The sequence below is a fragment of the Sinorhizobium chiapasense genome (assembly GCF_045277575.1).
Lineage (GTDB): Bacteria > Pseudomonadota > Alphaproteobacteria > Rhizobiales > Rhizobiaceae > Ensifer > Ensifer chiapasense_A.
In genome coordinates this window covers 999305-1014457 of the sequence record NZ_CP144205.1, presented here as the reverse complement: position 1 = coordinate 1014457, position 15153 = coordinate 999305, and the positions used below count along the sequence as shown (strand labels likewise).

The window sequence follows — 15153 nt, the reverse complement described above, 5'->3', positions numbered from 1 at the left end:
GCCCGCCTGTTGAGAAAATGATTCAATTCTATGCCAGAGTGATTCCGGAACGACCTCTAACCTACTGGCAGAACGGGAAAATCATGAAACCGAAGATCTTCATCGATGGCGAACATGGCACCACGGGCTTGCAGATTCGCACGCGCATGGCCGGCCGTAGCGATCTGGAACTGCTTTCGATACCGGAAGCGGAGCGACGCAACGCCGCGATGCGCGAAGATCTTCTGAACGACGCCGACATCGCGATCCTCTGCCTGCCGGACGATGCCTCGCGGGAAGCGGTTTCGATGGTCTCCGGCAATAACAAGGTGCGCATCATCGACACGTCGACCGCGCATCGCATTGCGCCCGACTGGGCCTATGGCTTTGCCGAAATGGACAAGGCGCAACCGGACAAGATCCGCGACGCCCGCCATGTCGCCAATCCCGGCTGCTATCCGACCGGCGCGATCGGCGTGATCCGGCCGCTGCGCCAAGCCGGCATCCTGCCGGACGGCTATCCGGTCACGGTCAACGCGGTGTCCGGCTATACCGGCGGCGGAAAGCAGATGATCGCGCAGATGGAGGACGAGACCAATCCGGACCACATCAGCGCACCGCACTTCCTCTACGGCCTGCCGCTCAAGCACAAGCACGTGCCCGAGATGAAGATGCACGGCCTGCTCGACCGGGCTCCGATTTTCGCCCCCTCGGTCGGCAAGTTCGCGCAGGGCATGATCGTCCAGGTCCCGCTCTACCTCGAAGATCTTGCCGCAGGAGCAACGCTGGAGGCGATCCATGCCGCCATCGTCGAACATTATGCCGGCCAATCGATCGTCGAGGTCGTGCCGCTTGCGGAAAGCGAAAAGCTCGCACGCATCGACGCGACCGAGCTTGCCGGCAAGGACACGATGAAGCTCTTCGTCTTCGGCACCAGCGGCGGCAATCACGTGAACCTCGTCGCCCTGCTTGATAATCTCGGCAAGGGCGCCTCGGGCGCGGCCGTCCAGAACATGGACCTGATGCTGTCGGCATAACCGGCAACTTCACTTGAAAAGCAAAAGACCCTCGGCGAGCCGTTCGCCGGGGGTCTTTTGATTCATCGCTTCGGGGCGAATGTCAGTCGCGATACTCGATCGCCGTCGGCGGCGGATATTCGCCGTAGAATCCGCGCCAGTGGGCGATGGCGAAGCCGAGCACGACAAGCGCGCCGCCTTGGTGCAGCACGCCCCAGCCGATCGGCACCTGCAACACCAGCGTGGTGATACCGATGACCGCCTGGGTCGAGACGAGCAGGAACAGAAGCACCGAGCGCCGTGCATGGGTGGTTTCTGGGGCAGCCCTCAACGAAGCGATCATGTGCATCAGCGCGAAGGAGAACAGCACATAGGCGCCGATGCGGTGAACGAACTGCACCGTCTTCGGGTTCTCGAAGAGATTGATCCACCAGGGCTGCTGCAGGAACAGGTCCTGCGGGACGATCGCACCATCCATCAGCGGCCAGGTATTGTAGCTGAAGCCGGCATCGAGTCCGGCGACGAGCGCGCCGAGATAGATCTGGAACAGGCTGAAGATGGCTATGATCATCGCCATCTTGCGCGAACGATCGGTGGGCGCGGCATCATTCGAATGCGGACTAAGCCCGCGGAAGATCCACATAGAAGAGGCGAAGATCAGACAGGCGATGACGAGGTGCGTGGCCAGCCGGTACTGGCTGACCTCGGTGCGCTCGACGAGGCCGGAGGAAACCATCCACCATCCGATGAAGCCTTGAAAGCCGCCGAGCGCCAAGATGCCGAGAAGCGGCATCCGGAGCTTACGCTCGACCCGCCCGGTCAACCAGAAAAATGCGAGCGGCAGGGCGAAGATCAAGCCGATGGTACGGGCGAGCAGGCGATGCGCCCATTCCCACCAGAAGATCGTTTTGAATTCGTCGACTGTCATGCCGTTGTTCATCTGCTGATATTGCGGAATGCGCTGGTAGAGCTGGAACTCTTCTTCCCATTCCTCGGCCGAAAGCGGCGGGATCACACCATGGATCGGCTTCCATTCGGTGATCGACAGGCCGGATTCTGTAAGGCGTGTTGCACCACCGACAAGCACGAGCGCAAAGAGCGTGAAAAGCACCACCGCCAGCCAGCCGCGGATTTGCCGCCGGTTACGGTCGGTCCTGCCGATCTCGTTTCGAAGCATCTGTTCTGTCGCCAATTCGACGCCGGCCATCATTTTCCCTCTGGTATCGCAGGGTTGTCGGCGGAGCGACCGGACGGATCAACGGTCGCACCTCTCGGAAAGCCGTTGATTTGCACCAGAGCGGCATGCAAAACAAGGCCGAAACCTTTGCGGCATGCGGTCGCGGCCTCCTTGCCCATGTAAGCCCACCTGAAAGAAGTGAAATGCCCGTACGCCTCAGAAAGCTGATCGGCACGATCCTGATCATCATCCTCGTCGTCGTTTATGCGCTTGCCGCCGTCACCTTCGCCTCGCTGCTGCTCGGCGCGTCGCCGTGGTGGGTGCATCTCGCCTACTTCTTCTTCACCGGCCTGCTCTGGATATTGCCAGCCATGCTGATCATCAAATGGATGGAAAAACCCGGCAAGGATCGCTGATCCCCCACAGCGCCGCGCGTCTAATCAGACGCGCAAAGGTCGCTGTAGAACTTTAATTTGCTGCATGTCTCCTTAAATCGAGGTCGACTTAAGGAGACATGCAGTAGGCGTCGCGCCCATCGAAGAGGTCACAGATGAGACTTGCGGTCATTTCCGATATCCACGGCAACGATCTCGCGCTCGAAGCCGTGCTCGCCGACATTGATGCGCTGGGCATTCGCGACATCGTCAATCTCGGCGATCACCTGAGCGGCCCGCTCAATGCCGCTCGCACCGCCGAAATTCTCATCGAGCGGGCAATGCCGTCGATCCGCGGCAATCACGATCGCTATCTGCTGACCGTCGATCCTCTGCACATGGGGTTGTCCGATCGCGCCGCTTACGATGAATTGCAGCCGCGACACCACGAATGGCTCGCCACTTTGCCCGCGACGCTGGTTTACAAGAACACATTCTTCCTGTGCCATGCGACGCCGGACAACGACGAGGCCTATTGGCTTGAGGCCCTGAGCACTGAGGGCATCGTCCACATGGCGGCGCGGTCGGCGATCGAGGCTTTGGCCGACGGTATCGATTATCCGGTGATCCTCTGTGGTCACACCCACATCCAACGTGCCGTCCGCCTCTCCGACGGACGCCTCGTCATCAATCCCGGCAGCGTCGGCTGCCCCGGATACGACGACGACCAGCCCGTGCCGCACAAGGTCGAGGCGGGCTCTCCGCACGCGCGCTACGCGATCATCGAGCAATCGGCGGCAGGGTGGGGCGTCACCTTCCGCAACGTTCCCTATGATTGGATGGCGATGTCCCAGCTCGCAGCCAGCCGCAACCGGCTGGAATGGGCAAAGGCACTGGCCACAGGTTTTCTCGATTGATCCGTTGGGTCGCGAGATACCCGCTCGTTTCACGCTTTGCTAACCGCATTCCCCGGTTATTCTCCAAAGCAGTTCATAAGAATTCCCGCATTAAACGGATCGTAGCGGAGTTGAGGTTCAATCGCTCGGCAACAGGGACCGGATGGCACCTTCGATGACGAACTCCGACCTCACCATGGAAGGCTCCGGCGACCGTCGCCCGCGTGCTTCCACGCGTGTCGGTCCGACCGATGCTGCGAGCCGCTTCGCGATTTCGATCCATCGCACCATGGAGCCGCTGGAGGCCGAGTGGCGTTCACTCGACAGCCTCGCCGGCAATTCGCTGCATCACGCCTATGACTGGTGCCGTGCCTGGGCGGAAACCCACGGCAGCGATCTCCTGTTGCTGCGGGTGGCGTTCGATGGCGAGCTTTTCCTCATCCTGCCGCTGGAACTCAGGCACGGGCGCCTGTTTCGGAGCGCCCGCCTGATCGGAACGGAACACAGCAACCTCAACACCGGGCTCTTTGCCGCCGAGGTCTCAGCGGCGACCACGCCGGCGCTGGCCCAAGCCTTGGCCCGAGACATCACGAGTGCGCTGCACGGCCTCGCCGATGTCCTCATGCTCGAACGGATACCAAGCGAGTGGCGCGGCGGTGTCAGCCCCTTCGCCGCACTTCCCGGCGTCGCTAACCCCAACTCTTCGTTCCAGCTTCCCCTCCTCGGCAGCATCCAGCCCACGCTGGCGCAGATCAACGCCAAGCGCCGCCGCAAGAAGATGCGCATCTCCGAGCGACGCTTGGCGGAAATGGGCGGCTACGACTATGTGATCGCCCGAACTGCCGGCGAAACGCAGGCGCTGCTCGACACCTTCTTCCGGCAGAAGGCGACCCGCTTTGCAACACTCGGCCTTCCCGATGTCTTTCAGGACGCCGAGACACAGGCCTTTTTCCATGCGCTTGCCTCCTATCAGGACGGCGACCCACAGCTCATGCAGCTCAACGCCATCCGGCTCAAGGGTGAACACGACGGACAGGTGGTTGCCGTCGCCGGGCTTTCGCTGAAAGGCGACCATGTCATCTGCCAATTCGGCTCGATCGACGAGGCGCTGGCGGGTGATGCAAGCCCGGGTGAGTTGTTGTTCTATCGGATGATCGAGCGCCTTTCGACACAAGGCCTGCGCCTGTTCGATTTCGGCGTCGGCGACCAACCCTACAAGCGATCCTGGTGCACGATCGAGACGCCGCTGCGTGACATTGTGTTACCGGTGACGTTTTGGGGGCGCCTTGCCGTCCTGCGCCATCACCTCATCGTGCGGGCAAAGGCTGCAGCGAAGTCGAACAAGGCGGTTTACGCTCGCCTGCAGCGAGCGAGGCGGTTCAGACAAGGCAAGGTCGATTCACAAGGCACCCCCGACTGAGGGCTGAACAACAGCGTCGCAACCGTGCGGACGTTGATTACTCGCAGTCGGCACGCCGTCGTCCGTCAGGCGGCATCCCGGTCGGGATAGTCCGGATCGGTCTCTGCCTGCCCTGTCATGAGGACGATGTCGCGATAGCCAGCGGCACCAAAGCCGGTCAGAACCTCGACGATACGTTCATCGCTGACCGACGGTGCCGAGAGGATGATCTCGGCCCCGTCGCGACCGGCAATCTTCTCGACAGCCATCTCGTCGGCCGGACCACATTCGACCAGAACGAGATCATAGGCGTTGGTCAGGGCGTCGATGATCATCTTCAGCCGTTCGATGCCACGCATGGCCTGCCGCGGGTCGGCATCGCCCTGGGGGATGATGTGGGCGTCGGAGAAGCGGTCGGCATGGATCGTATCGGTGAAGGGCACCTCACCCGCCAGCAGGTTGGTAATGCCGGAAAGTTGGGGCGAGCGCGCCATCAGGCGCGTCGGGCAGGCCGAGCCGGTCAGGTCGATCAGCACCACCTTCACGCCATCCTCGGCCAGCAGGCGTGCCAGCATCACCGTTGCGGTCGATCCTTCGTCTCCGCCCGGCGACACCGAAATCGCGACGCGCACGCCGGTGGCGCGCAGATGTTCCGCCACCGCTTCGATCGAGAAGTCTGGTTCGGCGCCTGCTTCCGCGGCATCCACGTCTGCATCCGACGTTTGCGCCACGGGCAGCAGGTCGACAGCATCGCCATCGGCCACGGGCGCTACCTCGGGCGAAGTGTCCGCGGCAACGACCGGGATGTCAGCGGCGCTTGCAGCCAGCGCTGGCCGCGGGCGAACCGGTGCCAGCCGCTCGCCGGTTGCCGAGACCGGCTGCAGCGCCCGGCCGCTGAACAGTTCGCCGAGCATGATCACGACGCAGCTCAACAGGAACGTCGCGAGAGCGGCAACGATCGTGATCGGCAGCACCTTCGGGAAGCTGGCGCTCGTCGGGACCACCGCGTTTGAAATCACACGTGCATCGGCCGGTGTCGCATTCTCGACCGTGCGCGACGTCGCCTCCCGGTAACGTGCAAGATAGGTCTCGAGCAACTGCCGCTGGGCGGTCGCTTCGCGCTCGAGCGCGCGCAGGCCGACCTCTTCCTCGCCGGCCTGCGCGGACTGAGCCTTTAGCGCGTTGAGTTGCTGGACGAGCTGCTGTTCGCGCAGTTCGCCGACCTTCGCCTCGTTTTCGAGGCTCGTCAGGATCTTGCGCGTCTCCGTGCGGATCTGTCCGCGGATGCCTTCAAGTTGCGACTTCAGCGCCTTGAGGCGCGGATGACCGTCAAGCAACGTGGTCGAGAGATCGGCGACCTGTGCCTGCAGGTTTGCCTCGGTCTCCTTGAGCCGCTGGATCATCTGCGACCCGACGACATCGGTGATCGTGTCCGGTGCCCGGCCGCTCGCAAGCGCTGAGCGCACGCCCGCAGCGCGCGCTTCCGCGTTGGCACGCTCACCGCGGACGCGGGCCAGCTCGGTCGAGATATCCGTCAGTTGCCGTGTCGCAAAATTTGTCGTCTCACCCGCCGGCAACAGATCGGACGATGCACGATAGGCGGCAACTTTTGCCTCCGCATCCCGTACCTTCTCGCGCAGATTGGCGATCTCCGGCTCGAGCCAGCGGGTGGCCTCGGAATTGGTGTCGAGCTTCGCGCCGCTTTGAAGCGCAAGGTAGACCTTCGCCATTTCGTTCGGAATCGCGGCCGCAAGCTGCCGATCCTTCGAGGTGAAGCTGATCGCGATCACGCGCGACTTCTCGACCTGATAGACTTGGAGCTTGTCGTTGAATTCCTTGAGCACCCTCTCCTCGGGTGGCATTTCCAAGGGGTTCTTCTTGAGGCCGAGCATGACGAAAAGATCCGAAAGCGCCGAGGGCGCTGCCGACGGATCGAATTCCTTGAGCTCATAGAGCTTCATGTTGCGCGCAACCTGCTTGATGAGGTCGGCGGAGCGGAGCACCTGCACCTGGCTGAGAATCCCGGACTCGTCAAATACACGATCGGCTCCGGCCTGCGAGGCCTGGTTCGGGCCGCTGAATTCCGGCTCACGGGATTCAATGAGTACGCGGGTTTCGCTCTGATAATCCGGCGCAATCATCTTCGCAGCACCGAAGGCGAGTGCCGCCACACCGGCAGTTACGAGCAGCACCTTGACGCGCCGATCCCAGACAGCGCGAGACAGGCCGCCGAGGTCGATATGCACATCCTGTTGACCGCTGCCGCTTCCCGACATGCTACTGGCTCCGAACCTTCAAATTTTGCCGGAGGGTAAAGGAACATGGTAACGCAAGGGTTAATAGGATCAACTTCCGGACGATAACCCCCTCTCCGCCACAGCGATACATCGCAAAAATTCTACCGCGAGTTTACCGGCTATTAACCCTAACGGTTCGATAACGTCTGAAAAGATGGGTCGTTTCCGGAGCCTATGAACCGCATGTCAACCGCAGCTATCAAGACGGGTCTCGCGATCACGGCGGCAGTGCTGTCGATGTTGCTCAGCGGTTGCACAAGCTATCAGCCGGCGCCGAAGGCTTTCAGCGAAGCCACCATCCAACCCTATCGCCTCGACAGCGGCGATCGCCTGCGCATCAACGTCTTCGAACAGGCGGGCCTTAGCGGCACCTATACGGTCGATCAGGCCGGATATGTCGCCTTCCCGCTGATCGGCACGGTCGCCTCACGCGGCAAGACCCTGCCCGAGCTCGAAGGCATGATCGCCGCCAAGTTGCGCCAGGGGTACCTGCGCGACCCCGACGTGACGATCGAGGTCGATCGCTACCGTTCGGTCTTCATCATGGGTGAAGTCGGCCAGGCTGGACAATATGCCTATGTGCCTGGCATGACCGTGCAGAATGCGATTGCGGTCGCTGGCGGTTTCTCGCCGCGCGCCAACCAATCCAATGCCGACATTACCCGGAAGATAAACGGCCGCATCATCACTGGCCGGGTTCCGATCACCGACGCGGTTCTCGCCGGCGATACGATCTACGTCCGCGAACGCCTGTTCTGATCTCGATGCAGCCACAGCGTCCCCTGCGCATCATTCATTGTTTCAGGTCGCCGGTCGGCGGAATTTTCCGCCATGTGCGCGATCTCGCCGAGGCGCATGCGCGCGCCGGCCACGAGGTCGGCATTCTCTGCGACAGCACCACCGGGGGTCGCCACGAGGATTCACTGTTCGACGAGATCCGGCCCCATCTGGCGCTCGGCCTCGTCCGCATGCCGATTCACCGCTCTATCGGGCCGTCGGATTTTGCCGCGCTGTGGCGCGGCTACAAGGAAATCAGAAGTTTGCGACCGGATGTGTTGCATGGGCACGGCGCCAAGGGTGGCGCCATCGCCCGCCTCATCGGTTCAGCCTTGCGGGTCAACAGGTATCGCGTAGCCCGCCTCTATTCACCGCACGGAGGGAGCCTCCACTATCGCCGCCGCTCCCTGATCGGCCGGCTCATCTTCCCGCTGGAACGGGTTCAGGAGCGGCTGGCGGATGCCCTCGTTTTCGTCTGCGACTTCGAGCGCCAGACCTATTTCACCAAGGTCGGGGCGCCACACGTCCGGCACGAACTGATCTACAACGGGATAGACGACGGGGAGTTCGAACTAATCCCCCCCCGGCCGGATGCGGCCGATTTTCTCTATATCGGCATGATGCGGGACCTGAAGGGTCCCGATTTGTTTGTAGAGGCCTTCGCGCGGACCGAACGCCTCGTCGGACGCCCCCTCTCCGCATTGATGATCGGAGACGGTCCACAACAGCAGGAATATGGCGAACTGATGCTGCAGCAGGGCCTCAGCCGCCGCATCAAGATGCAGCCGGCCATGAAGACCCGCGAAGCATTTACGCTGGCGCGCAACGTCGTCGTTCCCTCGCGCGCCGAGTCCATGCCCTATATCGTCCTCGAAGCGCTCGCGGCGAGAAAACCGGTCATCGCCAGCCGTGTCGGCGGCATCCCGGAGATTCTTGGGCCCGACAGCGGCGCGCTTGCAGACCCGGCCGACGTCCAATCGCTGGCCGCCATCATGGCGCGCTCGATCAGCGAAAAGGACTGGGCGGTGCGGGTCATGCCTGAGCCGAGCACGTTCAAATCGCGCTTCGCCGCTTCGGTCATGTCGTCCGAGATGCTGGACCTCTATCGGGAATTGTGCCGTTACCAGCCATCCACGGACAGCGTGTCATCTACAACGTAAGCGTTTCTTAGTGGCTTTCTGCTATCCGGGCGGAGGGACTTCAGCGCCGGAAGACAGCCATGAACAAGATTGATCGCCCGGGTTCATTCGATCCGGAAGTGCTTCGCAAGAAGATTTCGGAAATCCGCGCCCGTGCACCCGGCGAGATGCCGAGCGACGGGCCGACCGCGGAACTCAATCCGCTGGCGCGCCAAATCGCCGAACAGTTCCGGGCCGACACCTATTCGCCGACCATGATCATGGGGCTGATGCGGCTGTTCGAGTTCAGTGCGCTCTTTGCCATCGGCTACGCGATCAACGCACTCTATGTTCAACCGGGCTTCGACCACTTGCCCATCTATCTGGCGATCCTGGTGGGGGGCTCTGCTCTGGCGGTTGCCGCGATGCAGATTGCCGATACCTACCAGATCCCGGCACTGCGTGCCTGGCTGCGGGTGATGCCGCGCATTCTCGCGGCCTGGGCAGTCGCCTTTGGTGGTATTGCCATCGCCCTCTTCTTCCTGAAATCCGGCCACCAGTATTCCCGCGTCTGGTTCGGCGGCTGGTTCGTCGGTGGCGCACTCTTTCTCGTCGCGGAACGCGCCTTCATCGCCTATTCCATCCGCCACTGGGCCCGCAACGGTACGATGGAACGGCGCGCCGTCGTCGTTGGCGGCGGCCAGCCGGCGAAGGACCTGATCCGCACACTCGAGGATCAACCCGACAACGACATCCGTATCTGCGGCATTTTCGACGATCGCGACGAGCGGCGCTCGCCCAATGTCATCGCCGGCTATCCGAAACTTGGCACGGTCAACGAACTCGTGGAGTTCGCGCGCCTGGCGCGCATCGACATGCTGATCATCTCGCTGCCGCTGACGGCCGAAAAGCGCATTCTCGAGCTCCTCAAGAAGCTCTGGATCCTGCCGGTCGATATCCGGCTCGCCGCCCACGCCAACAATCTGCGCTTCCGCCCGCGCAGCTATTCCCATGTCGGCGACGTGCCCATGCTCGACATTTTCGACAAGCCGATCGCCGACTGGGACTCGGTCGCCAAGCGCGGCTTCGACATCTTCTTCAGTCTGGTCGCCCTGGTGCTTCTGTGGCCGATCATGCTGGGCGCCGCCATTGCCGTCAAAGCCACCTCTCCCGGCCCGATCATCTTCAAGCAGAAGCGGCACGGCTTCAACAACGAGACCATCGAGGTCTACAAGTTTCGCTCGATGTATACGCATATGAGCGACCACTCGGCACGCAACGCCGTAACCAGGGGCGATCCTCGCGTCACGCCGGTCGGCCGCTTCATCCGCAAGTCGTCGATCGATGAGTTGCCGCAGATTTTCAACGTGCTGAAAGGCGAACTGTCGCTCGTGGGGCCGCGCCCGCACGCCGTGCTGGCGCAGACCCAGAACCGGACCTATTCCGACGTCGTCGAAGGCTATTTCGCCCGCCATCGCGTCAAGCCCGGCGTCACCGGCTGGGCACAGATCAATGGCTGGCGCGGTGAGATCGACAATGACGAGAAGATCCGCCTGCGCACCGCCTTCGACCTCTACTACATCGAGAACTGGTCGCTGCTCTTCGATCTCAGGATCCTGTTCCTGACGCCATTCCGACTCCTCAACACCGAGAACGCCTATTGAGCACCGTCGAGACAGGCCGGTTTCCGATCGCTCGTCCCCAGCTTGCAGCGCTCTCGCTGCTCGGCTCGGGCCTGGCGGCGTTCGCCGTCTTTCTTTCCGGCTTCGTCATCTTCGAGCCCGCGCCCTACGAATTGTTCCTCGTCGCACTCATCGGTCTCTGGGCGCTCTTCGGTCTCAAGATTTCACGGAGCATCGCGCCCCTGCTCACGCTTCTGACGCTGTTCATGGTGGGCGGCATCCTCTCCTTGACGGTCATGGTCGACCTGACCAAGGGGCCGATGTACATGGCGGTTTCCGGGTTCCTTGCGCTGTCGTCGGTGTTCTATGCTGCGATCATCGAGGACCGTCATGAGCGACTGCGGCTGATCTTCAATGCCTGGGTGGCGGCGGCCATCATTACCGCGTTACTCGGCATCCTCGGCTATTTCGGCGCAGTTCCGGGCGCGGAGAACTTCACACTCTACGGTCGCGCCAAGGGCGCCTTTCAGGACCCCAACGTGTTCGGACCGTTTCTCTCGGTGCCGGCCATGTATCTGATCCACGGCATCCTGACGCAGCCGATCCGGAAGGCGCCGCCGAAGATCGCCGCATTGCTGATCCTTGCCCTCGGTGTTTTCCTGTCGTTTTCGCGTGCCGCCTGGGCGCTCAACCTCTTCTGCGTCGTCGCCTTCGTCTTCGTCATGCTGCTCAGGGAACGCAGCGGCCTTTTTCGTCTCAGAATCCTTGTCCTGGCGCTGGTGGGCGCACTCCTGGTCGTCGGCGCTCTTCTCGCCGCCCTTCAATCCGAGCAGGTCGCAACGCTCTTTTCCAGCCGATCGCAGCTCGTGCAGGATTATGACGGCGGGCATCTCGGCCGTTTCGACCGCCATCGCCTGGGCTTCCTGATGTCGATGGAGAAGCCTCTCGGCATCGGCCCCATGGTCTTCAGCACGATCTTCCCCGAAGACGAGCACAATGTCTGGCTGAAATCGCTGACGTCCTATGGCTGGCTCGGCTTCATCAGCTATGTGACGCTCATCATCTGGACGCTTTCACTTGGCTTCCGCTTCCTGCTGCTCAACCGCCCCTGGCAAACCTACCTGATGATTGCCTGGGTTGCCGTCCTCGGCCATGTCGGCGTCGGCAACGTGATCGACACCGATCACTGGCGCCATTTCTACCTGCTCCTCGGAATCATCTGGGGATGTGCCGCCCTCGAATACCGTCATCGCCGGCAAGCGCGTGCCGGCTGGAGCTCCTGATCATGGAACACTTCGTTCCGGGCCGGCGCCCGGCCCTCCCCTTGCGCCTCCTTCAGGTTCTGGAACCGAGCGGTGGCGGCTCGGGCCGCCACTTTCTCGACCTCTGCCGTGGGATGCACCAACGTGGGCACCATGTGGAGGCGGTCTATTCGCCGGTGCGCGCCGAGGAAGGTTTCGTGCGCGAGCTGAAGGCGGTCGGCCTGCCGGCCATCCACGTCGTCAACATGAAGCGGGCGCCGGGTCCGTGGGATCTGGCCTCCTTCCTCGAACTGCGGCGCATCATTCGCAGCGGCGGCTTCGACATCATCCATGGCCACAGCTCCAAGGCCGGCGCGCTGACCCGGATCCGGCTTCCCGGTCCGCACGTTCCCCGCCTCTATACCCCACACGCCTTTCGCACCCTGGATCCCAGGCTCAGCCGCGGCGGCCGGCTGATCTATGGCACGATAGAATGGGGCCTTGCCCGCTTCTTTACCGACCGCCTCATCTGCGTTTCCGAAGACGAATACCGTCACGCCCTATCGCTGCGTATGCCCGAGGATCGGACGTCGGTGATCGTCAACGGCGTTGCCCCACCCTCATGCGAGATGGCGCAAACGATTCGCGCCAGCTTCGGGATCGCGCCGGATGCCTTCGTCTTCGGCTTCATCGGCCGGCTTTCGGCGCAAAAGGCGCCGGAGCGTCTCATCGCTGCCTTCAAGAGCGTCGCCGCTTCGGTGAAGGATAGCCATCTGGTGATGGTCGGCGCGGGTGAACTCGAAGGGAACTTGCGCAAGGCGATCGCCGAAAGCGGACTGCAGAACCGCATGCACCTGACCTCGGCCTTCACCGGACCACAGGCGGCACCCGCTTTCGATGTTCTGGTCATGCCGAGCCGCTACGAGGCCATGTCCTACGTGATGCTGGAAGGGGCGGCCGCCGGCAAACCGATCATCGCTACCGATATCGGCGGTGCCCGCACGGTCATCGAGGACGGCCAGAACGGCTTCATCCTGCCGAACAGCGACGACACGTCACTGCTTGCGAAGACGATGGTCAAGGCAGCCACAGCGGAGACTTTCGAAAAGCTGTCTGCCGTCGCGCGGAGCCGGAAGCAACGCTTCACCGTCGATGTGATGCTCGATCAAACCGAAACGCTCTATAAGAGGACGGCCATCAAACGCCGCGTCCCAGCAATTCTTCAGCCGGCGGAGTAGCGCGGATAGAATAGAAGGGGAAAGCAGATCAATCGCTCTATGGGGGATCGAGGATTGAGAAAATGGTCGGAGCGGCGGGATTCGAACCCACGACCCCTTGACCCCCAGTCAAGTGCGCTACCGGGCTGCGCTACGCTCCGAACCGAGGAAACCCCTATATAACCAGCGCTTAGAGCGCAAGCGGGAATTTCGAACTCAGTGTGAAAAAGAAATGTCCGGCGTGGAAAAGCAGGCCCGGCAGGGGCCGGTGAGAAAATCGATCTGCTTATCTCGGCCATCGCCCATGACGATCGACGCTTGCGCGCCGCAATGAAACCTTCACCAAACCTGAAATCGCGTCGCTCGAAACGTTGTCCCTAACGCAACGTGAGCTTGCCATCACAACCGATTTGAGGGACAGTTTGGTCCTGGCCCCTCGAGGCCTGGAGCCTCCCCTTCTAGGAGAAAACCATGCCTCTTAAATCTCTGATGGCCGTGACCGCACTCGTCGTCCTGACCTTGTCGGGATGCGCGACTTCCGGCTCGACCAACACAACCTACGCGCAGTGGACCGGCCCTTACCCGGAACCGGATGTTTCCGCAGCGAGCCCCGGTGGTTTTCGTATGTCCTACTAAAAAGGGCAGCTGTAGCGTGAGCGACAGAACGCGGGCCCAGTGAGGCGACCCTCAGTCGCTCACGTCAATGCATGAGTGGGTTGCCCCTTTGCCCAGGGCCGAAGCAATTGGATGCGGAGCGCCCGCCAATCTCCCAAACCGACGATTGAATGAATGTTCGCCGATCGCTCCGGTTGGAATGTTCGGCTGGCAGCAACGCGACCACAACCGCGCGAGCGCCACGCCTGCGTCACCGCTGAATTTCTTTAAGGCCATGGAAGCGTTGCGCGTTGTCGACCAAGCGCGCGCCTCGCAGGCGATCGCGGACGGCCTCAGCGCACCTGGTCGAGCAGGCGCTTGCATTCGAGGAGATCGTAGAGCGCCTCCTGAAGCAGGGCGCGATCTTCCTTGCCGACAGACGACGATTTGCCGAGAGAGATCTCCGGCACGTCGTCGCTGCCGCCGCCGAACGAGAAGAAGCGGCGGCTCGCCGGCGCCTTGGCGCGGCCGACGATCTGGTCCTCCTCTGAAACGCCGGCTTTGGGTGGCGCGGGCTCCTCGTTGCTCGATGCCGCAAGCGCCTCGACGGTCGCGAGATCACCGCTGGCAATGGCGGCAACGAACTTGTTGCCGTTGGTCTTCAAGAGCTTCTGCACGCCCTTGATAGTGTAGCCGTGATCATAGAGCAGGTGCCGGATACCCTTCAGGAGATCGACATCCTCAGGTCGGTAATAGCGTCGACCGCCGCCACGCTTCATCGGCTTGATCTGCTGGAAACGGGTTTCCCAGAAGCGCAGAACGTGCTGCGGCAGATCGAGATCGTCGGCGACCTCGCTGATGGTGCGGAAAGCGTCCGGGCTCTTTTCCATGTGGTTCCCAATCCATGTCACGCGACTCACGCCTGCAGGCCGCAATGAACCGATATCATACCGATGATGGCACGAATCAGGTCCATTTCAACGGCTTATGGATGGGTTTTCAACCACATTTGTGGCTGACGCCGTGACTTCACGCGACGGGAGATACCGGCTTCTGCTTGGCCCTGCGGCTGAGATGGGCCTTCAGCACCCGCTGCTTGAGCACGTTGGACGCCTTGAAGGTCATGACACGCCGCGGCGAGATCGGCACTTCCTCGCCGGTCTTCGGGTTTCGCCCGATGCGCTCGTTCTTGTCGCGGACCTGAAATGTCGCGAAAGAAGACAGCTTCACGCTCTCGCCACGCACGATTGCGTTGCATATTTCGTCAATGACGGTTTCCACCAGTTCGGCAGACTCTGTTCGCGACAGACCTACCTTGCGAAAAACCGACTCAGCCAAGTCCGCCCGTGTTACTGTTTTTCCGCTCATCTTCCCCCACCAACGTCTGGTACGCCGATCAGCGTCCGAAGACTATTGCCCTTACCTTTTGCGGTCAAGCGCCTGTTG

The 15153-nt window shown here is 61.9% G+C and carries 14 protein-coding genes and 1 tRNA gene; 10 read left to right on the top strand and 5 right to left on the bottom strand.

The window, feature by feature from the left end:
* Window positions 1-83 precede the first annotated feature (83 nt).
* Window positions 84-1016 (top strand): N-acetyl-gamma-glutamyl-phosphate reductase, encoded by a 933-nt coding sequence (argC, locus tag QM996_RS04895; RefSeq protein WP_500269527.1) that lies wholly within the window; start codon window positions 84-86, stop codon window positions 1014-1016.
* An 82-nt stretch (window positions 1017-1098) separates the two neighbouring features.
* On the opposite strand, the gene QM996_RS04890 is transcribed toward argC, so the two are convergent.
* On the bottom strand, window positions 1099-2202 hold the full coding sequence (locus QM996_RS04890) for a COX15/CtaA family protein (RefSeq protein WP_500270253.1): 1104 nt from the start codon (window positions 2200-2202) through the stop codon (window positions 1099-1101).
* A gap of 173 nt (window positions 2203-2375) precedes the next feature.
* Here QM996_RS04890 and QM996_RS04885 point away from each other — a divergent pair, with 173 nt between their 5' ends.
* The 3 genes from QM996_RS04885 (at window position 2376) to QM996_RS04875 (ending at window position 4862) form a co-directional block, all read left to right on the top strand.
* Window positions 2376-2588, top strand: a complete 213-nt coding sequence (locus QM996_RS04885; protein WP_500269526.1) for a DUF2842 domain-containing protein — start codon at window positions 2376-2378, stop codon at window positions 2586-2588.
* A gap of 134 nt (window positions 2589-2722) precedes the next feature.
* Window positions 2723-3463, top strand: a complete 741-nt coding sequence (locus QM996_RS04880) for a metallophosphoesterase family protein (protein ID WP_500269525.1) — start codon at window positions 2723-2725, stop codon at window positions 3461-3463.
* A gap of 154 nt (window positions 3464-3617) precedes the next feature.
* Window positions 3618-4862, top strand: a complete 1245-nt coding sequence (locus tag QM996_RS04875; protein ID WP_500269524.1) for a GNAT family N-acetyltransferase — start codon at window positions 3618-3620, stop codon at window positions 4860-4862.
* A gap of 65 nt (window positions 4863-4927) precedes the next feature.
* On the opposite strand, the gene QM996_RS04870 is transcribed toward QM996_RS04875, so the two are convergent.
* Window positions 4928-7117, bottom strand: a complete 2190-nt coding sequence (locus tag QM996_RS04870; RefSeq protein ID WP_500269523.1) for a GumC family protein — start codon at window positions 7115-7117, stop codon at window positions 4928-4930.
* Window positions 7118-7321: 204 nt separating this feature from the next.
* On the opposite strand from QM996_RS04870, the gene QM996_RS04865 reads away from it, so the two are divergent.
* From QM996_RS04865 to QM996_RS04845, 5 genes are read left to right on the top strand one after another with little or no spacing between them, the layout of a single operon-like run.
* The gene (locus QM996_RS04865; RefSeq protein WP_057252881.1) at window positions 7322-7897 is read left to right on the top strand and encodes a polysaccharide biosynthesis/export family protein; all 576 of its coding nucleotides are present in this window, start codon (window positions 7322-7324) and stop codon (window positions 7895-7897) included.
* Between the two features lie 5 nt (window positions 7898-7902).
* The gene (locus QM996_RS04860; protein WP_500269522.1) at window positions 7903-9075 is read left to right on the top strand and encodes a glycosyltransferase family 4 protein; all 1173 of its coding nucleotides are present in this window, start codon (window positions 7903-7905) and stop codon (window positions 9073-9075) included.
* Window positions 9076-9134: 59 nt separating this feature from the next.
* Complete coding sequence (locus QM996_RS04855) at window positions 9135-10697, top strand: sugar transferase (RefSeq protein ID WP_500269521.1); 1563 nt, start codon at window positions 9135-9137, stop codon at window positions 10695-10697.
* On the top strand, window positions 10694-11938 hold the full coding sequence (locus tag QM996_RS04850; RefSeq protein ID WP_500269520.1) for an O-antigen ligase family protein: 1245 nt from the start codon (window positions 10694-10696) through the stop codon (window positions 11936-11938). The genes QM996_RS04855 and QM996_RS04850 overlap by 4 nt, the downstream gene beginning before the upstream one ends.
* Window positions 11939-11940: 2 nt before the next feature.
* Complete coding sequence (locus tag QM996_RS04845) at window positions 11941-13134, top strand: glycosyltransferase family protein (protein WP_500269519.1); 1194 nt, start codon at window positions 11941-11943, stop codon at window positions 13132-13134.
* Window positions 13135-13197: 63 nt separating this feature from the next.
* Here the strand turns inward: QM996_RS04845 and QM996_RS04840 are convergent.
* A tRNA-Pro gene (locus QM996_RS04840) sits at window positions 13198-13274 on the bottom strand.
* Between the two features lie 310 nt (window positions 13275-13584).
* On the opposite strand from QM996_RS04840, the gene QM996_RS04835 reads away from it, so the two are divergent.
* Window positions 13585-13749: a hypothetical protein gene (locus QM996_RS04835; RefSeq protein WP_173516138.1), complete on the top strand. Its 165-nt coding sequence runs from the start codon at window positions 13585-13587 to the stop codon at window positions 13747-13749.
* 311 nt (window positions 13750-14060) lie between these two features.
* On the opposite strand, the gene QM996_RS04830 is transcribed toward QM996_RS04835, so the two are convergent.
* Together QM996_RS04830 and QM996_RS04825 are read right to left on the bottom strand one after the other, a co-directional pair.
* A complete protein-coding gene (locus QM996_RS04830) occupies window positions 14061-14597 on the bottom strand; it encodes a MerR family transcriptional regulator (RefSeq protein WP_057252555.1) in 537 nt (178 codons plus the stop codon).
* Between the two features lie 139 nt (window positions 14598-14736).
* Window positions 14737-15075, bottom strand: coding sequence for an integration host factor subunit alpha (locus tag QM996_RS04825; protein WP_113536913.1), 339 nt, complete (start codon window positions 15073-15075; stop codon window positions 14737-14739).
* Between the last annotated feature and the right edge of the window lie 78 nt (window positions 15076-15153).